At 65.9% G+C, this 23,993-nt stretch carries 22 protein-coding genes; 10 read left to right on the forward strand and 12 right to left on the reverse strand.

What is annotated here, in order from left to right:
• Nucleotides 1–10: 10 nt before the first annotated feature.
• The 4 genes from radC to nadB all read left to right on the forward strand — a co-directional run bounded on the left by radC (nucleotide 11) and on the right by nadB (nucleotide 3,100).
• Nucleotides 11–697, forward strand: a complete 687-nt coding sequence (gene radC, locus DPV74_RS24000) for a DNA repair protein RadC (protein WP_119338078.1) — start codon at nucleotides 11–13, stop codon at nucleotides 695–697.
• A 237-nt stretch (nucleotides 698–934) separates the two neighbouring features.
• Nucleotides 935–1,168 (forward strand): 50S ribosomal protein L28, encoded by a 234-nt coding sequence (gene rpmB, locus DPV74_RS24005; protein ID WP_004186391.1) that lies wholly within the window; start codon nucleotides 935–937, stop codon nucleotides 1,166–1,168.
• A gap of 17 nt (nucleotides 1,169–1,185) precedes the next feature.
• A complete protein-coding gene (rpmG, locus tag DPV74_RS24010) occupies nucleotides 1,186–1,353 on the forward strand; it encodes a 50S ribosomal protein L33 (RefSeq protein ID WP_006478046.1) in 168 nt (55 codons plus the stop codon).
• A gap of 160 nt (nucleotides 1,354–1,513) precedes the next feature.
• Nucleotides 1,514–3,100, forward strand: coding sequence for an L-aspartate oxidase (gene nadB / locus DPV74_RS24015; protein WP_027786671.1), 1,587 nt, complete (start codon nucleotides 1,514–1,516; stop codon nucleotides 3,098–3,100).
• A gap of 90 nt (nucleotides 3,101–3,190) precedes the next feature.
• On the opposite strand, the gene nadC is transcribed toward nadB, so the two are convergent.
• The 7 genes from nadC to purN form a co-directional block, all read right to left on the reverse strand.
• A complete protein-coding gene (gene nadC, locus DPV74_RS24020; protein ID WP_021160751.1) occupies nucleotides 3,191–4,075 on the reverse strand; it encodes a carboxylating nicotinate-nucleotide diphosphorylase in 885 nt (294 codons plus the stop codon).
• A complete protein-coding gene (nadA, locus tag DPV74_RS24025) occupies nucleotides 4,072–5,208 on the reverse strand; it encodes a quinolinate synthase NadA (protein WP_021160750.1) in 1,137 nt (378 codons plus the stop codon). The genes nadC and nadA overlap by 4 nt, the downstream gene beginning before the upstream one ends.
• 32 nt (nucleotides 5,209–5,240) lie before the next feature.
• Nucleotides 5,241–5,378: a hypothetical protein gene (locus tag DPV74_RS24030; protein ID WP_162923116.1), complete on the reverse strand. Its 138-nt coding sequence runs from the start codon at nucleotides 5,376–5,378 to the stop codon at nucleotides 5,241–5,243.
• Between the two features lie 180 nt (nucleotides 5,379–5,558).
• Nucleotides 5,559–6,752 (reverse strand): acyl-CoA desaturase, encoded by a 1,194-nt coding sequence (locus DPV74_RS24035; protein ID WP_027786669.1) that lies wholly within the window; start codon nucleotides 6,750–6,752, stop codon nucleotides 5,559–5,561.
• Nucleotides 6,753–6,973: 221 nt separating this feature from the next.
• Nucleotides 6,974–8,338 carry a mechanosensitive ion channel family protein gene (locus DPV74_RS24040; protein WP_060206965.1) on the reverse strand — a complete coding sequence of 455 codons (1,365 nt, stop codon included), beginning with the start codon at nucleotides 8,336–8,338 and terminating at the stop codon, nucleotides 6,974–6,976.
• Nucleotides 8,339–8,356: 18 nt separating this feature from the next.
• Nucleotides 8,357–9,622: an RsmB/NOP family class I SAM-dependent RNA methyltransferase gene (locus DPV74_RS24045; RefSeq protein WP_021160747.1), complete on the reverse strand. Its 1,266-nt coding sequence runs from the start codon at nucleotides 9,620–9,622 to the stop codon at nucleotides 8,357–8,359.
• A complete protein-coding gene (purN, locus tag DPV74_RS24050) occupies nucleotides 9,619–10,281 on the reverse strand; it encodes a phosphoribosylglycinamide formyltransferase (protein ID WP_021160746.1) in 663 nt (220 codons plus the stop codon). The genes DPV74_RS24045 and purN overlap by 4 nt, the downstream gene beginning before the upstream one ends.
• A gap of 122 nt (nucleotides 10,282–10,403) precedes the next feature.
• On the opposite strand from purN, the gene DPV74_RS24055 reads away from it, so the two are divergent.
• The 5 genes from DPV74_RS24055 to dut all read left to right on the forward strand — a co-directional run bounded on the left by DPV74_RS24055 (nucleotide 10,404) and on the right by dut (nucleotide 16,617).
• Nucleotides 10,404–11,396, forward strand: a complete 993-nt coding sequence (locus DPV74_RS24055) for a bifunctional riboflavin kinase/FAD synthetase (protein WP_059686577.1) — start codon at nucleotides 10,404–10,406, stop codon at nucleotides 11,394–11,396.
• 102 nt (nucleotides 11,397–11,498) lie between these two features.
• Entirely contained in the window at nucleotides 11,499–14,336 is a 2,838-nt protein-coding gene (ileS, locus tag DPV74_RS24060) for an isoleucine--tRNA ligase (protein WP_060086421.1), read from the forward strand.
• A 2-nt stretch (nucleotides 14,337–14,338) separates the two neighbouring features.
• Nucleotides 14,339–14,839, forward strand: a complete 501-nt coding sequence (gene lspA, locus DPV74_RS24065; protein ID WP_021160743.1) for a signal peptidase II — start codon at nucleotides 14,339–14,341, stop codon at nucleotides 14,837–14,839.
• Between the two features lie 67 nt (nucleotides 14,840–14,906).
• The gene (coaBC, locus tag DPV74_RS24070) at nucleotides 14,907–16,118 is read left to right on the forward strand and encodes a bifunctional phosphopantothenoylcysteine decarboxylase/phosphopantothenate--cysteine ligase CoaBC (protein ID WP_059697759.1); all 1,212 of its coding nucleotides are present in this window, start codon (nucleotides 14,907–14,909) and stop codon (nucleotides 16,116–16,118) included.
• Nucleotides 16,119–16,170: 52 nt separating this feature from the next.
• A complete protein-coding gene (gene dut, locus DPV74_RS24075; protein WP_021160741.1) occupies nucleotides 16,171–16,617 on the forward strand; it encodes a dUTP diphosphatase in 447 nt (148 codons plus the stop codon).
• A gap of 51 nt (nucleotides 16,618–16,668) precedes the next feature.
• Here dut and DPV74_RS24080 read toward each other — a convergent pair whose 3' ends face one another.
• The 4 genes from DPV74_RS24080 to clpS all read right to left on the reverse strand — a co-directional run bounded on the left by DPV74_RS24080 (nucleotide 16,669) and on the right by clpS (nucleotide 21,672).
• Nucleotides 16,669–17,439 carry a hypothetical protein gene (locus tag DPV74_RS24080; RefSeq protein WP_119338077.1) on the reverse strand — a complete coding sequence of 257 codons (771 nt, stop codon included), beginning with the start codon at nucleotides 17,437–17,439 and terminating at the stop codon, nucleotides 16,669–16,671.
• A 138-nt stretch (nucleotides 17,440–17,577) separates the two neighbouring features.
• Nucleotides 17,578–18,957, reverse strand: coding sequence for an amino acid permease (locus tag DPV74_RS24085; protein ID WP_027786663.1), 1,380 nt, complete (start codon nucleotides 18,955–18,957; stop codon nucleotides 17,578–17,580).
• A gap of 103 nt (nucleotides 18,958–19,060) precedes the next feature.
• Complete coding sequence (gene clpA / locus DPV74_RS24090; RefSeq protein WP_027786662.1) at nucleotides 19,061–21,361, reverse strand: ATP-dependent Clp protease ATP-binding subunit ClpA; 2,301 nt, start codon at nucleotides 21,359–21,361, stop codon at nucleotides 19,061–19,063.
• A complete protein-coding gene (clpS, locus tag DPV74_RS24095; protein WP_006398529.1) occupies nucleotides 21,358–21,672 on the reverse strand; it encodes an ATP-dependent Clp protease adapter ClpS in 315 nt (104 codons plus the stop codon). Before clpS ends, clpA begins: the two co-directional genes overlap by 4 nt.
• 545 nt (nucleotides 21,673–22,217) lie before the next feature.
• Here clpS and DPV74_RS24100 point away from each other — a divergent pair.
• Nucleotides 22,218–22,421, forward strand: coding sequence for a cold-shock protein (locus DPV74_RS24100; protein ID WP_006488945.1), 204 nt, complete (start codon nucleotides 22,218–22,220; stop codon nucleotides 22,419–22,421).
• Between the two features lie 181 nt (nucleotides 22,422–22,602).
• On the opposite strand, the gene DPV74_RS24105 is transcribed toward DPV74_RS24100, so the two are convergent.
• Nucleotides 22,603–23,993, reverse strand: a 1,391-nt coding sequence (locus DPV74_RS24105; protein WP_162923117.1) for a multicopper oxidase family protein, incomplete at its 5' end; no start/stop codon positions are given.

Genomic DNA, 23,993 nt, shown 5'->3' on the forward strand with positions numbered 1-23,993 from the left:
CGGCCTCCCGATCCGCCGGCGCAAGCGCCGCCCGCGCGACTGGCGGCCCGAGCGGCCGCGCGAGCGATTGCTGGAGCGCGGGTCGGCCGCGCTGACCGACGACGAACTGATCGCCCTGCTGCTCGGCACCGGCAAGCCGGGGCACGACGTGTTCGTCACGGCCCGCGCGCTGGTCGGGCAGTTCAAGACGTTGCGCGGGCTGCTCGAGGCAACCGCCGACGATTTCGAGGCGCACCCCGGCATCGGCCCCGCGCGCTCCGCGCGGCTGGTTGCGGTCACCGAGATCGCGCGGCGCGTGCTGAAGGAGAAAGCGCGCGAGAAGAGGCTGATCGATTCGCCCGGCGCGGTCGAGGACTATCTGCGGATGAAGATCGGTGCGCGCCCGCACGAAGTGTTCGCCGCGGTCTACCTCGACGCGCGCCATGGCCTGATCGACACCGAGGAAATCACGCGCGGCTCGCTGACGCGCATGGCCGTCTACCCGCGCGAGATCGTGCGCCGCGCGATGGTGCACAACGCCGCGGCGCTGATCGTCGCGCACAACCATCCGTCCGGCGCGGTACAGCCGAGCGCGGAGGATCGGCGCCTGACCCGCGTGCTGCACGACGCGCTCGCGCTCGTCGACGTTCAGCTGCTCGATCACGTCGTCATCGGCACCAGTGATACTTTTTCGTTCGCACGGGCCGGTTGGCTGTAGACTGTGCGGTTGCGGCCCGCCTGAGGGCGCCGCAACGGCGATGCGAAATTAGGTTTGATTTTTCTGAACTTTTTCTGCTAGAATCGCCGTCTGTCTTTTTTCCAACCAGTTCTAGCCATCGAAGGGCCTTGTCTGTAAGGGCTTCGGCGTTCTGAGTGCAGCCATGGATCACGTGGCGGTACGATGGAACCTTCATCGGCGATCGAACCCCGAATTTAGCGTATTAGGAGTGCTCTCATGGCACGCGTATGCCAAGTAACTGGGAAAGCGCCGATGAGCGGCAACAACGTTTCCCACGCCAACAACAAGACGAAGCGCCGCTTCCTGCCGAACCTGCAAAACCGCCGGTTCTGGGTGGAGAGCGAAAACCGCTGGGTGCGCCTGCGCGTCTCGAACGCCGGCCTGCGCCTGATCGACAAGAACGGCATCGATTCCGTGCTCGCTGACCTGCGCGCACGCGGCGAAGCCTAAGCCCAAGGAGCACAATCATGGCAAAAGGCGCACGCGACAAGATCAAGCTCGAGTCGACCGCTGGTACGGGTCACTTCTACACGACCACGAAGAACAAGCGCAACATGCCGGAAAAGATGGCGATCAAGAAGTTCGATCCCGTCGTCCGCAAGCATGTGGAATACAAAGAAACCAAGATCAAGTAATCTCCGGTTTCTGCCAGCCTGACGGCGACCGAAAAGCCCCGCACATGCGGGGCTTTTTGTTTTGCGCGCACGCTCCGGCGCGACGCGGTATGCTCTCCCCTTTCCGCGGCTGCGGCCGCCGGAACGCACAAGATCAAAAGCGTAACGATGGAGATGCAGCATGAAATTCGACGTGGCGATCGTCGGCAGCGGCCTGGCAGGGCTGTCGGTCGCACTCAACCTGGCCAGCACGCGACGTGTCGCGCTGATCGCGAAACGTTCGATGATGGAGGGAGCAAGCGATAACGCGCAAGGCGGCATCGCGGCCGTCCTCGATTCGGCGGACAGCATCGAGAACCACGTCGACGACACGCTGGTCGCCGGCGGCGGGCTGTGCGACGAAGGCGCGACGCGCTACATCGTCGAGCACGGCCGCGAAGCGATCGAATGGCTGATCTCCCAGGGCGTGCCGTTCACGAAGGACGACGCAGCCGAGCTCGGCTTCCACCTCACGCGCGAAGGCGGCCACAGCCACCGCCGGATCATCCACGCGGCCGACGCGACCGGCCACGCGGTGCTCGCGACGCTGTCGGCGCGGGCGCGCCAGCATCCGAACATTACGTTCTTCGAAAACCACCACGCGATCGACCTGATCACGTCGGACCGCCTCGGCCTGCCCGGCCGCCGCTGTCACGGCCTGTATGCGCTCGACGTCGACAACGACCGCACGATCACGATCGAGGCGCCGCATACGGTGCTCGCGACCGGCGGCGCCGGCAAGGTCTACCTGTACACGACGAACCCCGACACCGCGACCGGCGACGGCATCGCGATGGCGTGGCGCGCGGGCTGCCGCGTGTCCAACATGGAATTCATCCAGTTTCACCCGACCTGCCTGTTCCATCCCTATGCAAAGTCGTTCCTGATCTCGGAAGCCGTGCGCGGCGAAGGCGGCCTGCTGAAGCTGCCCGACGGTACGCGCTTCATGCCCGCGCACGATCCGCGCGCCGAACTCGCACCGCGCGACATCGTCGCACGCGCGATCGACTTCGAGATCAAGAAGCGCGGGATCGACTGCGTGTATCTCGACATCAGCCACCAGCCGGAAGCGTTCCTGCGCGAGCACTTCCCGACGATCCACGCGCGCTGCCTCGAATTCGGCATCGATATCGCGAAGCAGCCGATTCCCGTCGTGCCGGCCGCCCACTACACGTGCGGCGGCGTCGTCACCGATCTCGCCGGGCGCACCGATCTCGCGGGCCTGTATGCGGTCGGCGAAACGTCGTACACCGGGCTCCACGGTGCGAACCGGCTCGCGAGCAACTCGCTGCTCGAATGTCTCGTGATCGGCCGAGCGGCGGCCGACGCGATCGAGGCGGCCGGCTTCGATGCCGAAACGCCCGCCACGCTGCCCGCGTGGGACGAAAGCCGCGTGTCGGATGCGGACGAGGAAGTCGTCGTTGCGCACAACTGGGACGAGCTGCGCCGCCTGATGTGGAACTACGTCGGCATCGTGCGTACCGACAAGCGTCTCGAACGCGCGAAGCACCGGCTGTCGCTGCTGCGCGACGAGATCCAGGAGTACTACGCGAACTTCCGCGTGACGCGCGACCTGCTCGAACTGCGCAACCTCGTCGACGTGGCGACACTGATCGTGAAAAGCGCGTACTCGCGCCGCGAAAGCCGCGGGCTGCACTACAGCCGCGACTGGCCGCACACGCTGCCGAAGGCGCTGCCGAGCGTGCTCACGCCCCGCTCGCGCCGCTGACCGCCACGCCGTTCCCGGCTGCGGCCCACGAAAAAAGCCGCTGGCGTTTGCGCGCCAGCGGCTTTTTTTGTCAGACGGTATGTCGCGCGGTCAGTCGACGATACGCATCGAATAGTCCGTCGCGCGCACGTCCTTCGTCAGCGCGCCGATCGAGATACGGTCGACACCCGTTTCCGCGAACGCACGCACCGTATCGAAATTGACGCCGCCCGACACTTCGAGCACAGCCTTGCCGTTCGCGACACGCACCGCTTCACGCATCATGTCGAGCGTGAAGTTGTCGAGCAGCACCGACTGCGCGCGGTGCGCGAGCGCCGTATCGAGTTGCGCGAGCGTCTCGACTTCGACCTGCACGGGCACGCCCGACTCCAGCGCGAACGCCGCGTCGAGCGCCTCGCCGACACCGCCTGCCGCTGCGATGTGGTTCTCCTTGATCAGGATGCCGTCATACAGCGCGAGACGCTGGTTCTCGCCGCCGCCGACACGCACAGCGTATTTCTGCGCGAGCCGCAGGCCCGGCAGCGTCTTGCGCGTGTCGAGGATCTTCGCGCGCGTGCCTTCGACGCGCTCGACGTAACGGCGCGTCGCAGTCGCGACACCCGACAGCAACTGCAGGAAGTTCAGTCCGTTGCGCTCGGCCGTCAGCAGTGCACGCGCCGGCCCTTCGAGTTCGCAGACGGTCGAATCGGGCGTCATCCGGTCGCCTTCGCGATAGCGCCATTGCACGACGATCGCCGGATCGATTCGTGCAATCACGGCCTCGAACCACGGTACACCGCACAGCACGGCGTCCTCGCGCACGATGATGCGCGCCCGGCGACGCCCGCCGGCCGGCACGAGCCGCCCGGTCTGGTCGCCCGTGCCGACGTCTTCCGCGATCGCATCGGCCACGTTGCGCGCGATCGCATCGTCGAATGCCGCGCCGTATTGCTCGCGGACGACGTCGAACAGCGGGGATACGGCTGCGTTCGTCATGCAGCCCCCACGTTCGCAAACAGTTGCTGGTCACGCTGCAGATCGCCGCTCGCCTGCACGCGCTTCTTGTGCGCCGCTGCGAAATCGAGCATTCGGTCGATCGGCAGACGTGCACGCTCGCCGATCGCGGGATCGACGAAGATCTCGTTGTGACCGCGTTCGAGCACGTCGGCAAGGTTCGCGAGGCCGTTCATCGCCATCCACGGGCAATGCGCGCAGCTCTTGCAGGTTGCGCTGTTGCCGGCCGTCGGTGCGGCGATGAAGGTCTTGCCGGGCGCCGCAAGCTGCATCTTGTGCAGGATGCCGAGATCGGTCGCGACGATGAAGCGCGTCGCGTCGAACTTCACGGCTGCGTCGATCAATTGCGTCGTCGAGCCGACGACGTCCGCCTGTGCGACGACATTTTCCGGCGATTCGGGGTGGACGAGCACCTTCGCGTCCGGATACTCGGCGCGCAGCAGGTCGAGTTCGATGCCCTTGAACTCGTCGTGGACGAGGCACGAGCCTTGCCACAACAGCATGTCCGCGCCGGTTTTCTTCTGGATGTAGCTGCCGAGATGGCGATCCGGCGCCCAGATGATCTTCTCGCCGCGCGCATGCAGGTCGGCCACGATCTCGAGGCCGATCGACGACGTGACCATCCAGTCCGCGCGCGCCTTCACGGCGGCGCTGGTATTCGCGTAGACGACGACGGTACGGTCGGGATGCGCATCGCAGAACGCCGAGAATTCGTCGACCGGGCAGCCGAGGTCGAGCGAGCAGGTCGCATCGAGGTCGGGCATCAGGATCCGCTTGTTCGGGCTCAGGATCTTCGCGGTTTCGCCCATGAAGCGCACGCCGGCGACGACCAGCGTCTGCGCATCGTGATCGCGGCCGAAGCGGGCCATTTCGAGCGAGTCGGCGACACAGCCGCCCGTTTCGTCGGCCAGTTCCTGCAATTCGGCGTCGACGTAGTAGTGCGCGACCAGGACGGCCTTTTCGCGCACGAGCAGCGCCTTGATACGTGCCTTCAGTGCAGCGCGCTCTTCGGCGGACGGTGCGTCGGGCACCTTGGCCCATGCCTGCCCCACGCCGCACACGGTCCCTGCTGCGACGGGCCGATCGTATTCGACGGGTTTGATCGTCGATTGCATCTCCATATCTCCTGTCGATCCAAGTTAGCGCTTTAGCGCTTACTTGGATCCCATGCTTCGCGGTCGATCCAAGTTAGTGCTTTGGCGCTTACTTCGATCCATGCTTCGCAGTCGATCCAAGTTAGTGCTTTGGCGCTTACTTCGATCCATGCTTCGCGGTCGACCAGCATCAGCGCCTCGGCGCCCCCTCCGGCCTCACCCCTGTGCTCGCCCCGGGGCAACCATTCGCCGCTGCCCCCAAGCCTCATACAAATCCGGCCCTGCCGATCACCTTCAAAAACCGGAAGCCCAAATAAAAAACCCCGCCAACGCGGGGTTTTTGACGTCCTTAGATTCTAATCGATTTCGAATCAGGCGTAGCGGCGCAGGCGCGTCGCGAATTCCTGCAGCGCCTTGATGCCGCTTTGTTCTGCGCGATGGCACCAATCCTGCAATTGGGCGAGAAGCTGTTCGCGCGATGCGGTCGAACGATCCCAGATCGCGGCCAGATCCTGGCGGAGCTGGAAGTACGTGTGCAGCTTCTGGCTGTTCGCGAAGATTTCCGGCAGCAGCTTCTTCTGCGGCTCGTCGAGGCCGTCGGCATCCTTGTGGAACCACTTGCGCGCACCGCGCATCAGCTGGTACTTCTCGCCGCCGATTTCCTTCAGGTGCGCGAGCTCCTGGCGGTATGCGCGCTTCACGGCCTTGCCGTAGCGCGCCATCACTTCGTAGCGGTTCGACAGCACGGCCTGCAGCGTTTCCTGGTCGAGCACCGTCTTCGGCTTGTTCAGGCGCGGCGTCGGTGCGACCTTCTTCACCTTCGCGAGACCGAATGCCGACATGATGCGGATGTACATCCAGCCGATGTCGAACTCGTACCACTTGTTCGACAGCTTCGCCGACGTCGCGAACGTGTGGTGGTTGTTGTGCAGCTCTTCGCCGCCGATCACGATGCCCCACGGGAACAGGTTCGTGCTCGCGTCGGCCGAGTTGAAGTTGCGATAACCCCAGAAGTGACCGAAGCCGTTGACGACGCCAGCCGCCCAGAACGGAATCCAGACCATCTGCACGGCCCAGACGGTCAGGCCGAGCACGCCGAACAGCGCGACGTCGATCACCATCATCAGGCTCACGCCGAGGATCGGGTACTTCGAGTAGATGTTGCGTTCGATCCAGTCGTTCGGCGTGCCGTGGCTGAACTTGCGCATCGTCTCTTCATTCTTCGCTTCCGCGCGATACAGTTCGGCCCCCTCGAGGAACACCTTCCAGATGCCGCGCGTCTGCGGGCTGTGCGGATCTTCCTCGGTCTCGCACTTCGCATGGTGCTTGCGGTGAATCGCGGCCCACTGGCCCGTCAGCATGCCGGTCGTCATCCACAGCCAGAGGCGGAAGAAGTGGCTCGCGATCGGATGCAGCTCGAGTGCGCGATGCGCCTGGCAGCGGTGCAGGTAGACCGTCACGCCGATGATCGTGACGTGCGTGACGGCGAGCGCGAACAGCGCGACCTGCCACCACGAAAAATGCAGGAGCCCGTGGGAAAGAAAATCGAGCAGGGAATTCAACAAGGCAGTTACCTGTGATGAGAGCGACGCCGGCCCGCGCCAAGCGTCAGAAAAATGAAAGCATACCGCGTGTAGACCAGAATTTTACTTCAACCGTTCCAAGTCTTTGTAAAAAATGAACATTTTCTTGCCCTGACGCAACAGGCGCAGTCCATGGGCGGACTTGGAACGGCCCGCGATCCGGTTCCGACCGTGGGGCCGATACATTTGGCGACCGGCTTGCGCTACGCAGCCGGCGCCCGCCCGTCCGCCGCGCCGTTGCCGGCCGCCACGCCGGCGGCAGAAAAGCCGTCGGGCAGCCCCACGACCCGCACTTCGCGCTGCGGGAACGGGATCGAAATCCCGTGCTCGCTGAACAGCCGCCAGATATTGCGGTTCACGGTCGAACGCACGCCGGACGTGCCTTTCGCCGAATCCTCGATCCAGAAACCGAGCTCCAGGTCGATCCCGTCCGCACCGAAACTCACCAGATACGGGGTCGGAGCCGGTTCCGCCAGCACGCGCGGCACGTCCCTGGCCGCATCGGCGAGCAACACGAGCGCGTGCTCGACATCGCTGGTGTACGCGACCTGCACCGCAACCTTCGCGTAGCCGCGCGTCAGGTACGACGACTGGTTCTGCACGACGTCGGTGATCAGCTTCTCGTTCGGAATCAGCGTCTCGTTGCCGTCGAGGCCGCGCACGACCGTGTAGCGCGTGCGAATCTGCGTGACGACGCCCTGCAGCCCGCCGACGCTGATCGCGTCGCCGAGCCGCAGCGAGCGGTCGAGCAGGATGATGAAGCCCGACACGTAGTTGCTGGCGATCTTCTGCAGCCCGAAACCGAGGCCGACACCCACCGCGCCACCGAACACGCCGAGCACCGTCACGTCGATGCCGACCAGCGACAGCCCGATCAGGATCGCCGCGAATACCAGCAGCGCGCGGCCGACCCGCGACAGCACGACCTTCAGGTTCGCGTCGAGCGTGCTTGCGCGCGTGAGGCGATCCTCGAGCACCGAGCCCAGCCACATCGCGACCATCAGCGTCACGCATACCCACAGCGCGCCGGAAATCACCGACAGCAGCGTGAGGTGCGCGTTGGCGACGCGGAACTGCACGCTGTCGAGCCAGCCCAGCACGTCGCGCTGAATGCCCAGCACGGTCAGCACCATCGCGGCCCACACGACGGTCGACACGATCTTCTCGACGATCGACAGCCACGCATGCGTGTGGCCGTCGCGCGCGAACACGCGCCGCGCGAAGAAGAACAGCACGTAGATCAGCCCGATGCCGAACAGCGGCACGAGCGCCAGCGACAGCAGCGACGTCGACATGAACGGGTCGAACGCGAGCTGCGCGGCGCCGACGAAGACGCTGCCGAACAACGGGAACAGCGCGCGCTTCAGGCTTTGCGCGCCCGCGCCGGGTGCGCGGCCGGCCGCCCGGCGGCGTGCATCGATGCGGCCGTGCACGAAGCGCGCGGTCACCCATGCGAAACACAGCGCGCCGACGAGGATCGCCGCCTGCCAGATCATCACCGGCTGGTGGAAGTCACGAATGACCGATTCCAGCCGGTGCGACAGCAGGCGGCTCTGCAGGTTTTCCATCGTCAGTCCGTGCGGTCGTTACTGCGCAGCGCGCCGTTCGAGGACGGCGGCGAAGAAACCGTCGGTTGCGTGACGGTGCGGCCACAACGACAGGTAGTCGCCGGTCTCGAGCGCGATGCGCTGGTCATCCAGCACCTTCTGCGCCGGCACCAGCACGAACTCGGGATGGTCGGCCAGGAACTGCTCGACGATGCGTTCGTTCTCGGCGTCGAGCACGCTGCAGGTGGCATAGACGAGCCGGCCGCCCTTCTTCACCAGACGCGCGGCGCTCGCGAGGATCGACGCCTGCTTCGGCGTGAGTTCATCGATCGCGGTGCGCGTCTGGCGCCACTTCAGGTCCGGATTGCGGCGCAGCGTGCCGAGGCCGCTGCACGGCGCGTCGACCAGCACGCGGTCGATCTTGCCGGCGAGCCGCTTGATCTTCGCATCGTGCTCGCTGTCGATCAGCACCGGGTTCACGTTCGACAGCCCGCTGCGTGCGAGGCGCGGCTTCAGCTTCGCGAGGCGCTTCTCCGACACGTCGAACGCATAGAGGCGCCCAGTCGAGCGCATCATCGCGCCCAGCGCGAGCGTCTTGCCGCCCGCGCCCGCGCAGAAATCGACAACCATCTCGCCGCGGCGCGGCGCGACCAGCGAACACAGCAGCTGGCTGCCTTCGTCCTGCACCTCGATCGCGCCTTCCTCGAACAGCTTCAGGCGCGTCAGCGCCGGCTTGCCGACCACGCGCACGCCGAACGGTGCGAACGGCGTCGCGCCCGCGTCGATGCCGCTCGCGCGCAGCCCGTCGATGACCTGGTCGCGGCTCGCCTTCTGCGCGTTGGCGCGCAGGTCGAGCGGCGCCGGATAGTTCAGCGCGGCGGCAAGCTGCGCGAGCTCGTCGGCGTCGAAACGGGCCGACAGCGCCTGGTGAATCCAGTCGGGCAGGTTCGTGCGAATGCGCACGGGCAGGCTCGCCGGGTCGATTTTCGACACGTGCTCGAGCCAGGCCGACTCGGTGTCCGACAGGAACGGCTTCAGCGCATTGCGGCCGACCGTCTGCATCAGGCCGAGCAGCGTGAGGCGTCGTGCCGGCGTACCGGTGCCGCTCTCGGCGAGGTGCGAAAACTCCATTTTCCGGCGCAGCACCGCGAACACCGCCTCGGCGATCACGCCGCGCTCCGCGTGCCCGAGCTTCGGGTGCGCGCGGAAGAACCGGCTCGTCGTCGCGTCGGCGGGGCCGGCGAACTTCAGCACCTCGGCCAGCAAAGTCTCGGTCTGGCCGATCAGGAATCCGTGCAGCTTCATACGCCCTCACTCGTTTCGGTATGCGGTTGATCCGCGAAAATCCAGCGCGCCTCTTCCGGCGCCACCACTGCGCGGCCGTTCTCGAGGCGCAAACGGCCCTCGATGAACCAGCGCACCGCGCGCGGATACAGCACATGCTCGACCGCCAGCACGCGCTGCGCGAGCGCCGCCGCGTCGTCGCCCGCGCGCACGGGCACCGCGCCCTGCGCGACGATCGCGCCGCTGTCGAGCTCGGGGATGACGAAATGCACGCTCGCGCCATGCAGCGCGACACCCGCGTCGAGCGCCTGCTGATGCGTGTGGATGCCCTTGAAGCTCGGCAGCAGCGACGGATGGATGTTCAGCAACCGGCCTTCGTATCGTCTGACGAATGCGGGCGTGAGGATGCGCATGAAGCCGGCGAGGACGACGAGATCGGGCGCGAACCGGTCGATCTCGGCGGCGAGCGCCGCGTCGAAGCTGTCGCGGCCGTCGAACGAGCGGTGGTCGACCACCGCCGTCGCCACCCCGTGCGACGCGGCAAAAGCCAGTCCGGCCGCGTCGGGCCGGTTGGCGATCACGGCGGCAATCTCGGCCGGCCAGCGTTCCTGCGCGCACGCGCGGACGATGGCCTCCATGTTGCTGCCGCGACCGGAAATCAGGATCACGAGTTTTTTCATCCGCGAATTTTACCATTCGCCCCCGCCTTTCCCGCCTTCTCGGCCGCCGGCCCGCCCGAACGTTTATAATCTTCTGCTTTGCGGCATCCCACCGCCCATTCCCCGACGCTGCATCCGCTATCGTGAAAGTCTTCCGCGGCCTGCCCAACGCCGAGAGCCGCGCCCCGTGCGCGCTGACGATCGGCAACTTCGACGGTGTCCATCGCGGCCACCAGGCCCTGCTCGCGCGCGTGCGCGCGGCAGCGGACGCGCGCGGCCTGCCCGTGTGCGTGATGACGTTCGAGCCGCACCCGCGAGAATTCTTCAACCCCGCCGGCGCGCCGCCGCGCATCGCGATGCTGCGCGACAAGCTCGAGGCGCTGCGCGACCACGGTGTCGACCGCGTCGTCGTCGAGCACTTCAACCACACGTTCGCGAGCCAGTCGCCGCAGGCGTTCGTCGAACGCACGCTGGTCGGCGGGCTGCACACGCGCTGGATGATGGTCGGCGACGATTTCTGCTACGGCGCGAAGCGCGCGGGCACCTTCGACACGCTGAAGGCGGCCGGCGAACAGTACGGCTTCGAGGTCGAGCAGATGGGTACGGTCGCGGGCAGCGACGGCACGCGCATCTCCAGCTCGGGCGTGCGCGCCGCGCTCGCCGCGGGCGATCTCGACGCGGCCGCGCAGGCGCTCGGCCACGGCTATGCGATCAGCGGCCACGTCGCGCACGGGCTGAAGCTCGGCCGCGACCTCGGCTTCCCGACGCTGAACCTCCCGATCGCGCACAAGCGTCCGGCGCTCGCGGGCATCTTCGTCGTGCAGGTGCACGGCCTCGGCCCCACCCCGCTGCCGGGCGTCGCGAGCCTCGGGCTGCGCCCGACCGTCGACGATTCCGGCCGCGTGCTGCTCGAGGTCCACCTGCTCGACTGGCACGGCGACGCGTACGGCAAGCTCATCCGCGTCGAATTCCTGAAGAAGCTGCGCGACGAAGCGAAATTCGACGATCTCGAGGCGCTGTCGCGCGCGATCGCGCTGGACGTCGCGAATGCGCGCGCGTACTTCATCGAGCGTGACCGTGCGCCGGGCAGCCGCGCCACGGGCTTCTCGACGTCGGCCACCGACCGAATTAGCTGATCCGGACGGCGGCGCCTGGCGCCGCACCCTCGCGCCGCTCACTCGCGCGCATCCCCGATTCACGACGCTCGCGCGTCTCCCGATTTAGATAGCGATCCCATCATGAGCAACAAGAAAGCCGATTCGAAACCGCAGGCCAAGTATCCGGTCAACCTGCTCGACACGCCGTTCCCGATGCGCGGCGACCTGCCCAAGCGCGAGCCGCAGTGGGTCAAGGAATGGGAAGAGCGCGGCCTCTACGAGAAGATCCGCGCAGCCAGCAAGGGCCGGCCGAAGTTCATCCTGCACGACGGCCCGCCGTATGCGAACGGCGACATCCACCTCGGCCACGCCGTCAACAAGATCCTGAAGGACATCGTCGTCAAGTCGCGCAACATGGCCGGCTTCGACGCGCCGTACGTGCCCGGCTGGGATTGCCACGGGATGCCGATCGAGATCCAGATCGAGAAGCAGTTCGGCAAGTCGCTGCCGGCGGCCGAAGTGATGAGCAAGGCACGCGCGTACGCGACCGAGCAGATCGAGAAGCAGAAGGTCGGCTTCAAGCGTCTCGGCGTGCTCGGCGACTGGGCCAACCCGTACAAGACGATGAACTTCGTCAACGAGGCTGAAGAGATCCGCGCGCTCGGCAAGATCATCGAGAAGGGTTACGTGTATCGCGGGCTGAAGCCGGTGAACTGGTGCTTCGACTGCGGCTCGGCGCTCGCGGAAGCGGAAGTCGAGTACAAGGACCGCACCGACCCGACGATCGACGTGATGTTCGCGTTCGCGGAACCGGAAAAGACCGCGCAGGCGTTCGGCCTGCCGGCGCTGCCGCGCGCCGACGGCGGCATCGTGATCTGGACCACCACGCCGTGGACGATCCCCGCGAACCAGGCGCTGAACCTCCATCCGGAAATCGTCTACGCGCTGGTCGACACCGAGCGCGGGCTGCTGATCATCGCGGAAGAACGTGTCGAAGCCTGCATGACCGACTTCAAGCTGACCGGCCGCGTCGTCGCGACCGCGCCGGGCGTGAAGCTCGCGAACCTGCGCTTCCACCACCCGCTCGCATCGGCCCACCCCGGCTACAAGCGCACCGCGCCCGTCTACCTCGGCGACTACGTGACGACCGACACCGGTACCGGCGTCGTGCACTCGTCGCCCGCATACGGCATCGAGGACTTCCAGTCGTGCAAGGCGCACGGGATGACCGACTCGGACATCATCAACCCGGTGATGGGCGACGGCCGTTACATCGAATCGCTGCCGCTGTTCGGCGGCCTGTCGATCTGGGACGCGAACCCGAAGGTCGTCGACGCGCTGCGCGAGGCCGGCTCGCTGCTGCGCAGCGAGCACTACAAGCACAGCTACATGCACTGCTGGCGTCACAAGACGGCGATCATTTACCGCGCGACGTCGCAGTGGTTCGCCGGCATGGACGTGACGCCGCGCGACGGCGGCAAGACGCTGCGCGAAACCGCGCTCGAAGGCATCGACGCCACCGCGTTCTACCCGTCGTGGGGCAAGCAGCGCCTGTTCAGCATGATCGCGAACCGTCCCGACTGGACGCTGTCGCGCCAGCGCCAATGGGGCGTGCCGATGGCGTTCTTCGTGCACAAGGAAACCGGCGAGCTGCACCCGCGCACGCTCGAGCTGCTCGAGGAAGTCGCGAAGCGCGTCGAGCAGTCGGGTATCGAGGCCTGGCAGACGCTCGACCCGCGCGAGCTGATCGGCGACGACGCGAACCTGTACGAAAAGAACCGCGACACGCTCGACGTGTGGTTCGACTCGGGCACGACGCACTGGCACGTGCTGCGCGGCTCGCACAAGGATCAGCTGCAGTTCCCGGCCGACCTCTACCTCGAAGGCTCGGACCAGCACCGCGGCTGGTTCCATTCGTCGCTCTTGACCGCATCGATGATCGACGGCCGCGCGCCGTACAAGGGCCTGCTCACGCACGGCTTCACGGTCGACGGCGAAGGCCGCAAGATGAGCAAGTCGCTCGGCAACGGCATCGATCCGCATGAAGTCGCAAACCGCCTCGGCGCGGAAATCATCCGCCTGTGGATCGCATCGACCGACTATTCGGGCGAGCTCGCGATCTCCGAGGAAATCCTGAAGCGCGTGACCGAAGGCTACCGCCGCATCCGCAACACGCTGCGCTTCCTGCTCGCGAACCTGTCGGACTTCGACTTCGCGCAGCACGCGGTGCCCGTCGACGAATGGCTCGAGATCGACCGTTATGCGGTCGCGTTCTCGCAGCAACTGCAGACGGAACTGCTCGGCCACTACGAGAAGTACGAATTCCACCCGGTCGTCGCGAAGCTGCAGACGTACTGCTCGGAAGATCTCGGCGGCTTCTACCTCGACGTGCTGAAGGACCGCCTGTACACGAGCGCGGCCGATTCGCGCGCGCGCCGCTCCGCGCAGACCGCGCTGTACCACCTCACGCACGGCCTGCTGCGCGTGCTCGCACCGTTCCTGTCGTTCACGGCGGAAGAAGCGTGGAAGGTGTTCCAGCCGGCCAGCGACACGATCTTCACGGAAACCTACTACGCGTATCCGGAAGTCGCCGGCTCGGCCGCGCTGATCGAGAAGTGGGCGCTGCTGCGCGACGTGCGCGGCAACGTGACGAAGGCGCTCGAGGAAGCGCGCACCGCGAACCGCATCGGTTCGTCGCTGCAGGCCGAAGTCGCCGTGCATGCGAGCGGCGCACGCTACGACGCGCTCACGAGCCTCGGCGATGATCTCAAGTTCGTGCTGATCACGTCGGCCGCGACGGTCGTCAAGGTCGACGACGAAGCGCAGGAAAGCGTCGACGTCGCAGCGTCGAAGTACCAGAAGTGCGAACGCTGCTGGCACTACCGCGAAGATGTCGGCGCGCACGCCGATCACCCGACGCTGTGCGGCCGCTGCTTCTCCAACCTGTTCGAAAACGGCGAAATCCGGAGCGCTGCTTGAATATGGCGAAAACCCTCTCGAAACCGGCCAGCGGCGCGCTTGCGCCCTGGCTCGGCATTTCGCTGATCGTGATCCTGTTCGACCAGCTGTCGAAGATCGCGATCCTGAAAACGTTCGTGTACGGCGCGCAGCATGCGCTGACGTCGTTCTTCAACCTCGTGCTGGTGTACAACCGCGGCGCTGCGTTCGGCTTCCTGTCGACCGCGAGCGGCTGGCAGCGCTGGGCGTTCACCGCGCTCGGCATCGGCGCGACGCTCGTGATCTGCTTCCTGCTGAAGCGCCACGGCCACCAGCGGCTGTTCAGCGTGTCGCTCGCGCTGATCCTCGGCGGCGCGCTCGGCAACGTGATCGACCGGCTCGTCTACGGCCACGTGATCGACTTCCTCGATTTCCACCTCGGCGCCTGGCACTTCCCGGCGTTCAACCTCGCCGATTCCGCGATCACGATCGGCGCGGTGCTGCTGATCTACGACGAACTGCGTCGCGTGCGCGGCTCGCGCTAAGCGCGCATACTCGGCGTCGACGGCCGGCTTCGCGCCGGCCGTTCCGTTCGACCCTTGGAGGCCTGAGTTGGCACAAGCAGAACTCGCAGGAAAACACCTCGTTCTCGGCCTGACGGGCGGCATCGCCTGCTACAAGATCGCCGAGCTCACGCGGCTGCTCGTGAAGGCAGGCGCGACCGTGCAGGTCGCGATGACCGAAGCCGCCACCCAGTTCATCACGCCCGTCACGATGCAGGCGCTGTCTGGCCGGCCCGTCTATACGAGCCAGTGGGACGCGCGCATCGACAACAACATGGCGCACATCGACCTGTCGCGCGAAGCCGACGCGATCGTGATCGCGCCCGCGTCGACGGATTTCCTCGCGAAGCTCGCGCACGGGTTCGCGGACGACCTGCTGTCGACGCTGTGCGTCGCGCGCGACTGCCCGCTGCTCGTCGTCCCCGCGATGAACCGCCAGATGTGGCAGAACCCGGCCACGCAACGCAATGCTGCGCAACTGCGCGCGGACGGCGTGTCGGTGCTCGGCCCGGATTCGGGTGCGCAGGCGTGCGGCGAAGTCGGCGACGGCCGCATGCTCGAGCCCGAGGCGATCTATGAAGCGATCGTCGCGCACTTCGCGCCGAAGGTGCTCGCGCACCGGCGCGTGCTGATCACGGCCGGCCCGACGTTCGAGCCGCTCGACCCGGTACGCGGCCTCACGAACCGCTCGAGCGGCAAGATGGGCTTCGCGCTCGCGCGCGCCGCGCAGCAGGCCGGCGCCGACGTGCATCTCGTCGCGGGGCCGGTCGCGCTCGACACGCCGTGGGGCGTCTACCGGCAGGACGTGCAGACGGCCCAGCAGATGTACGACGCGGTGATGCATGCCGTGAACGACGCCGACATCTTCATCGCGGTGGCCGCGGTCGCCGACTGGCGCGTCGCCCAGCCGGCCGAGCACAAGATGAAGAAGACGGCCGACCGCAAGATGCCCGCACTCGCGTTCGTCGAGAACCCGGACATCCTCGCGTCCGTCGCGGCGCTGCCCGATCCGCCGTACTGCGTCGGGTTCGCGGCCGAAAGCGGCGACCTCGACGTGCACGGCGACGAGAAGCGCAAACGCAAGAACGTGCCGCTGCTCGTCGGCAACCTCGGCCCGCTGACGTTCGGCCGCGACGACAACGAAGTCGTGCTGTTCGAGGCCGCCGGCCTCACGCGCCTGCCACGCGCACCGAAAGACGAACTCGCGCACACGCTCGTCGCGGAAATCGCGAAACGCCTGCCCGACAACCGCCTGATCTGATCTCCCGCGCGGCGGCCGCCGCCGCGCCCTTCCCGCCTCATCCGACGACCGCATGAAACTCGACCTGAAGATTCTCGACGCGCGCATGCGCGACTACCTGCCCGCCTACGCGACCACCGGCAGCGCGGGCCTCGACCTGCGTGCGTGCCTCGACGCGCCGGTGACGCTGCAGCCGGGCGAAACGACGCTCGTGCCGACGGGCCTCGCGATCCACCTCGCCGATCCGGGCTACGCCGCGCTGATCCTGCCGCGCTCGGGCCTCGGCCACAAGCACGGCATCGTACTTGGCAACCTCGTCGGCCTGATCGATTCCGACTACCAGGGCCAGCTGATGGTCTCGACGTGGAACCGCGGCCAGACCGAGTTCGTGCTGAATCCGTTCGAGCGGCTCGCGCAACTCGTGATCGTGCCGGTCGTGCAGGCGCAGTTCAACATCGTCGACGACTTCGCGGAAAGCGATCGCGGCGAGGGCGGCTTCGGCAGCACTGGCCGTCACTGAACGGCGCAATGACAAAGGGGCCTCGCGGCCCCTTTTTCCTGTCCGTCGCCGTCACTCTTCGACGGGTTGCGCGATCCGCGAGGGCGCAAGGTCGCGCTGTCGCGCCTGGGCGACGATCGCGTAGATCACCAGTGCGACCAGCACGCCGAGCAGCACCGCCGACGAACCAACCGTCCCGAGCGCCAGCCCACCCTTCGCAACCGGCTTCGTCAGCAGATCGCCGACCGTCGCACCGAACGGCCGCGTGAGCACGAACGCGGCCCAGAACAGCAGCACGCCCGAGATCCGCGTGAAATAGTGCGCAAGCACGATCGCCGCGAGCAACCCGCCGATCAGCAGCGCGCCGCCGCCGAAACCGAGCCCCGAGCTGTCCGCGAGGAAGTCGCCGAGCGCGGTGCCCAGCGTGTTCGAGAACAGGATCGCGATCCAGTACAGCAGCTCGACCTTGCGCGTGCGGATCAGGTTGACCGACAGCGATTCGCCGCTGAGGCGCCACACGGCGAAGATGGCCAGCAGGATCGCGACCAGGATCGACGAGCCGGCCGCATAGCCGAGGCCGAGCGTGCGATCCATGAAATCGGACATCGTCGTGCCGGCCGTGCTCGTCGCGACGATCACGGCCCAGTAGATCGCCGGGCGATAACGCGTCGTCCTGAGCTGCGCACCCAGCGTCACGAGAAAGAAACCGAACAGCAGGATCGAGCTCACCGCATAACCGACGTTCAGCGTCATCGACAACAGGTCGCCGCCGGTTTCGCCGAGCGTCGTCGCGCAGATCTTCATGATCCAGAACGCGAGCGTGATTTCGGGAAGTTTGTTCATTCGCGCCCTTTTTTGCAGGAAAGCGGCGAGCCGGCGCATGCCGCGCCCGCCTTGCAGGCAGGATCGAATGTAGTCGCCGCGGGCTTAACGGAACCTTAGCGACCGGAAAAAACGGCGCGGGTGGCCACGCCGGTACCGTCAACGAGCGTGTTCGTGCCGGTAATGCAGCGCGTACGCGAGCGTGAGCAGCACGACGAACACGACACCGACCACCATCGTCATCCGGAATTCGCGCGTGAACGCGGTCGTGAACAGGATCGCCGCGACGAGCCCCGCACCGAGCAGGCTGCCGAACGGGTGCCCCCACATCCGGAACGCGAGCGCGGGGCCGCGATACCGCGAACGGAAGCGCAGGTGCGTGACGAAGATCATCAGCCACGTGAACAGCGCGCCGAACATCGCGATCGCCATCATCACCGTGAACGCGGTGTCGGGCGCGAGCGCGACCAGCACGGCCGCGACCGCGACGCCGCTGGTCGAGATCCACAGCGCCGCGCGCGGCACGCCGTTCGTGCCGAGCCGGCCGAACACCGCGGGCGCGAGCCGCGCGCGCGACAGGCTGAACATCATCCGCGTCGTCACGTAAAGCTGGCTGTTCATCGCCGACAACGCCGCGATCAGCAACACGAAGTTGATCACGCCCGCCGCGTACGGCACGTGGGTCGCGGCCATCACCTTCACGAACGGGCTTTCGTCGGTGCCGGCCTGCGTCCACGGCACGATCGCGAGCATCAGCGACAGCGTCAGTAGGTAAAACAGGACGAGCCGGAACACGGTCGAGCGGAATGCGCGCGTGACCGCGTGCTGCGGATCGCGTGCCTCGCCGGCCGCGATCGCGACGGCTTCGATGCTCATGTAGCTGAAGATCGCGACGATCACCGCGACCCAGGTGCCCCACGGCCCCTTCGGCATGAAGCCTCCGTGCGCGGTGTAGTTGGCGAAACCGATGCCGGATGCGACCGGCGCCGACCACACGAGATACGCGCCGAGCACGATGAACACGACGATCGCCGCGATCTTCAGCAGCGAGAATGCGTATTCGACCGTGCCGTACAGCGTGACGCTCGCGAGATTCACGGCGATCAGCAGCGCGGAGAAGCCGATCACCCAGTACCAGCCGGGCACGGCCGGGAACCAGTACTTCATGAACACGGCGATCGCGCTGATCTCGGTGCCGATCGCGAACACCACCGCGAACCAGTACGCATAGCGCACCAGGAAGCCGGCGAGGGGGCCGACGTAGTGCTCGGCATACGCGCCGAACGAGCCGGCGGTCGGATGCGCGACCGTCATTTCCGCGAGCGCGCCCATCAGCAGCAGCGCGATCAGCGCGCCGATCGCATACGAGACCAGCACGCTCGGGCCGGCGAGCCCGATCGCGAACCCGCTGCCGAGGAACAGGCCCGTGCCGATCGCGCCGCCGATCGCGATCATCGCCATCTGCCCCGACGTCAGCGCATGGCGCAACCCTTGTTCGCGCGCGACGATGTTGTCGAACGACCGTTGTTGTTGTGTCACTGCCTTACCACTCCCCTGCACCACCATTGCGCCGCCGGCGCCGGATAAAACGAAACGGCGCGGAGAACTTCCCGCGCCGTTCGCATGAACAACGAATTATCGCTTACTCGACTTCGACCGTCTCTTCGTTCGGCTTGTGCGGCGGATTCGCCAGCTTGTCGAACGACAACTGCACCTTGTCGTTTTCGTCGACATCGACCGTCACGTGGCCGCCGTTGACGAGCTTGCCGAACAGCAGCTCGTCGGCCAGCGCGCGCCGGATCGTGTCCTGGATCAGCCGCTGCATCGGCCGCGCGCCCATCAGCGGGTCGAAGCCGTGCTTCGCGAGATGCTTGCGCAACGCGTCGGTGAAGAGCGCGTCGACCTTCTTCTCGTGCAGCTGTTCCTCGAGCTGGATCAGGAACTTGTCGACCACGCGCATGATGATTTCCTCATCGAGCGAGCGGAAGCTGATGATCGAATCCAGGCGGTTGCGGAACTCCGGCGTGAACAGGCGCTTGATGTCGGTCATCTCGTCGCCCGTCTCGCGGCGCGTCGTGAAGCCGATCGTCGCCTTCTGCATCGACTCGGCGCCCGCGTTCGTCGTCATGATGATGATGACGTTGCGGAAATCCGCCTTGCGGCCGTTGTTGTCCGTCAGCGTGCCGTGGTCCATCACCTGCAGCAGCACGTTGAAGATGTCCGGATGTGCCTTCTCGATTTCGTCGAGCAGCAGCACGCAGTGCGGCTTCTTCGTGACGGCCTCGGTCAGCAGGCCGCCCTGGTCGAACCCGACGTAGCCCGGCGGCGCGCCGATCAGGCGGCTCACCGCGTGACGCTCCATGTATTCCGACATGTCGAAGCGGATCAGCTCGATGCCGAGCGTGAACGCGAGCTGGCGCGCCACTTCGGTCTTGCCGACACCCGTCGGGCCGGAGAACAGGAACGCGCCGATCGGCTTGTCCATCTTGCCGAGGCCCGCGCGTGCCATCTTGATCGAGGCCGCAAGCGCATCGATCGCCGGATCCTGGCCGAACACGACGCTCTTCAGGTCGCGGTCGAGCGTCTGCAGCTTGCTGCGATCGTCCTGCGACACGCTCTGCGGCGGCACGCGCGCGATCTTCGAGATGATTTCCTCGATCTCGCTCTTGCCGATCGTCTTCTTCTGCTTCGACTTCGGCAGGATGCGCTGGGCGGCGCCTGCCTCGTCGATCACGTCGATCGCCTTGTCCGGCAGGTGACGGTCGGTAATGAAGCGCGCCGACAGTTCGGCAGCGGCCGACAGTGCGCCCGACGAATACTTGACGCCGTGATGCTCCTCGAAGCGCGACTTCAGCCCGCGCAGGATCGCGACCGTCTGCTCGACGGTCGGCTCGCTCACGTCGACCTTCTGGAAGCGCCGCGACAGCGCCGCATCCTTCTCGAAGATGCCGCGATATTCGGTGAACGTGGTCGCGCCGATGCACTTGAGCGTGCCCGACGACAGCGCCGGCTTCAGCAGGTTCGACGCGTCGAGCGTGCCGCCCGACGCGGCGCCCGCGCCGATCAGCGTATGAATTTCGTCGATGAACAGGATCGCGTGCGGACGCTCCTTCAGCTCCTTCAGCACCGTCTTCAGACGTTGCTCGAAATCGCCGCGGTACTTGGTGCCGGCGAGCAGCGCGCCCATGTCGAGCGAATAGACCTGCGCGTTCGCGAGAATGTCCGGCACTTCGCCCCGCGTGATGCGATAGGCGAGCCCTTCCGCGATCGCGGTCTTGCCGACGCCGGCCTCGCCGACGAGCAGCGGATTGTTCTTGCGGCGACGGCACAGCACCTGGACCACGCGCTCGACTTCGGGCTCGCGACCGATCAGCGGATCGATGCGGCCGTCCTTCGCCATCTGGTTCAGGTTCTGCGTGAATTGCGCGAGCGGCGTTTCCTTCTGCGCGTTCGCGTCTTCGCTTTCCGCGCTCGCGTCGGCCGACTTGGCGGCTTCGCCGCCGTTGGTCTTCGCGATGCCGTGCGAAATGAAGTTCACGACGTCCAGGCGCGTGACGCCCTGCTGCTGCAGGTAGTAAACGGCATGCGAATCCTTCTCGCCGAAGATCGCGACCAGCACGTTAGCGCCGGTGACTTCCTTCTTGCCGTTCGACGTCGACTGGACGTGCATGATCGCGCGCTGGATCACGCGCTGGAAACCGAGCGTCGGCTGGGTATCGACATCGTCGGTACCCGGGACGGTAGGTGTGTTGTCGTGGATGAAATTGCGCAGGTTCTGACGCAAGTCCTCGATGTTGGCCGCGCACGCGCGCAACACCTCGGCTGCCGTCGGATTATCCAGCAGGGCCAGCAGCAAATGCTCGACCGTTATGAACTCATGGCGCGCCTGGCGTGCTTCCATGAACGCCATGTGCAGGCTGACTTCCAATTCCTGGGCAATCATGCTTCCTCCATCACGCACTGCAGCGGATGCCCGGCCTGCCGCGCATGGGTAACGACTTGCTCAACCTTGGTCGACGCGATGTCCCGCGTATAGACCCCACAAACCCCTCGCCCTTCGCGATGGACCTTCAGCATGATCTGCGTGGCCGTCTCGCGATCCTTCTTGAAATACTCCTGGACCACCATCACGACGAATTCCATCGGCGTGAAGTCGTCGTTCAGCAGCACCACCTTGTACATCGAAGGCGGCTTGAGCTTCTGCTGCTTGCGTTCCAGGACGGTGCTGTCCTGCTTGTCCGGGATAATCGCCATACACCCATTCTAAACAACTCGGACAGGCCCGCAATCCTGCCATTACCCGACCGACCGGCCGGCGCCCTCCCCGGAATCCCGGAACACGCGATCTTCTTCGTGCCATACGAAAGCCGGCTGCGGTGCCGGCTTTCACGCGTGGCGCGGAACACGAACCGTCAGGGGGAACCGCACCGGAACGTCGTGTCCGCATCCAGTATCCCACAAGCCGGGACGACTCGAACGCGTGTCACTCGAGCCTGGTATATGAGCCGATTATGCGGCTTTTCAAGTCCTCGCGCTTGGCCGCGTGCTGCCAAGCAAAGCCGGAAAAACCCTGAAAATGGGTTCTTTACAACGTCCCTCTAAACGTCTAAAAATTCCACTTGACACTCCAATAAAGAGCGCCAACAATCAAGCTGGCACTTTTTTCAATTTGCCGGTCGGCAAGTTGAAAGAGGCCGAGGTGAGCTTGTGAGGGGGGAACGGCTGCATTTTCCGGTCGTTTAGCTTTTCGAGCGTGCTCGTGGTAAGTAGCAGCGACTGTGTGACAGGGGAAGTAGGAAATGGCAACTGGTATCGTTAAGTGGTTCAACGACGCGAAGGGCTTCGGTTTCATCACTCCCGATGAGGGCGGTGAGGATCTGTTTGCGCACTTCTCGGCTATCACCATGAATGGCTTCAAGACGCTGAAGGAAGGCCAGAAGGTGAGCTTTGACGTCGTCCAAGGGCCGAAGGGCAAGCAAGCGTCGAACATCCAGGCCGTATAAGGCACCGGATATCAGACGAAGAAACCCGGCGCATTGCGCCGGGTTTCTTTTTTTCGAGGCCGGCCAATCGATTATCGATTGGCCGGCCTTTTCGTTCAATCCCGATAATTGAACACGTATTGTCTTGTCACACACGCAGATCGGATACTCATCCGGCACGTGAAACATAATCGTCACTTCGTTACACGACCTTCAGCGTACCCATCATGCCGAGATCCTCGTGTTCGAGAATGTGGCAATGAAACATGCGCTCTCCGCGCATGTCCTGCGTGACGAGAATCGTCACGGTTTCGCCACTGCGCACGTTCACGGTATCGCGCCATGCACGGAACGGTTCGCTCGTGCGTGAACCGCCCGATGCCCGTTCGATCACCTGGAACTGCGTGCCGTGCAGGTGGAACGGGTGATCCATGTCAGTGCCGTTGCGGATCGTCCAGCGCTCGACGTCGCCAGCGCGGCTCGTCAGCGTTGCACGGTGCGGCGCGTAGGTGTCGCCGTTGATCGTGAAGCGCATGCCCGCCGGGCGGCCGTGTGCGCCCCCCTTCATCATCGCGTCCATATCCATCTCCTCGCCGAACGCGACCTCCTTGTGCGCAACCGGCTCGCCCAACGACGGCACCGCACGCAATGTCGTCGGCAGCACGCGCGCGGTGGCCGGCGAAAACGCGACGTCGGCCAGCGCCAGTGCCGGATCGGCCGGCAGGCTGCCGTGCCCGTCATCGTGCGACATCGACATCTTGCGGCGGTCATATTCGGCCGCCTGCAGCACCGCGCGCGACGCGCGATCGCCGGCGCGCACCAGCAGCTCCGCACGTTCGCCCGGCGCGATCAGCAGCGACGTGACACGGCGCGGCGCGTCGAACAGCCCGCCGTCGGTGCCCGCGTGCTCGAATGCACGGCCGTCGTCGAACGCGACCCGCAAGTAGCGCGCGCTGCACGCATTCCACACGCGCCAGCGCTCGTCGCCCACAACGTCGATCCGCGGCCGGCGCGCGCCGTTGACCAGCACGAACTGGCCTTCGCGGCCGTTCATCCAGTCCATCATGTCGTTCGGTGCAATCGTGCCGTCGCGCGCAAGTTTCAGGTCCGACACGAACAGGTTGCGCTCGGGCCAACCCGCCAGCGGATCGTCCGCGGCGCGCACGACGAACGGGCCGGCGAGCCCGCGAAACACCTGCTCGGCCGTCATCATGTGCGGGTGCGGGTGGTACCAGTACGTACCGGCGCTCCCCTTCGGCAGCGTGAAGCGGTACACGCGCGACGCGCCGGGCGCGACGGGATCGGACGGGTTGCCGTCCTGGTCGGGCGGCACCGGCAGACCGTGCCAGTGGATCGTCGACGGTTGCGGCAGCTTGTTCACGAACTTGATCTCGACCGTGTCGCCCTCGCGCACGTCGATCAGCGGACCAACGACTGGGCCCTGCGTGCCCGCGCCGAACTGCCAGAACGTGGTCGGCCGCGCACCGTGCAGCATCGGGCGCGCCACCGGCTGGGCCACCAGCGTGGCCCGGAACGTGCCGGGATCGCGGCTTTCGTTCGCGAGCGTACGCAGCGCCGCGAGCGGCGCGCCGG

The sequence above is a fragment of the Burkholderia sp. HAN2018 genome, from assembly GCF_024704855.1.
GTDB lineage: Bacteria > Pseudomonadota > Gammaproteobacteria > Burkholderiales > Burkholderiaceae > Burkholderia > Burkholderia cepacia.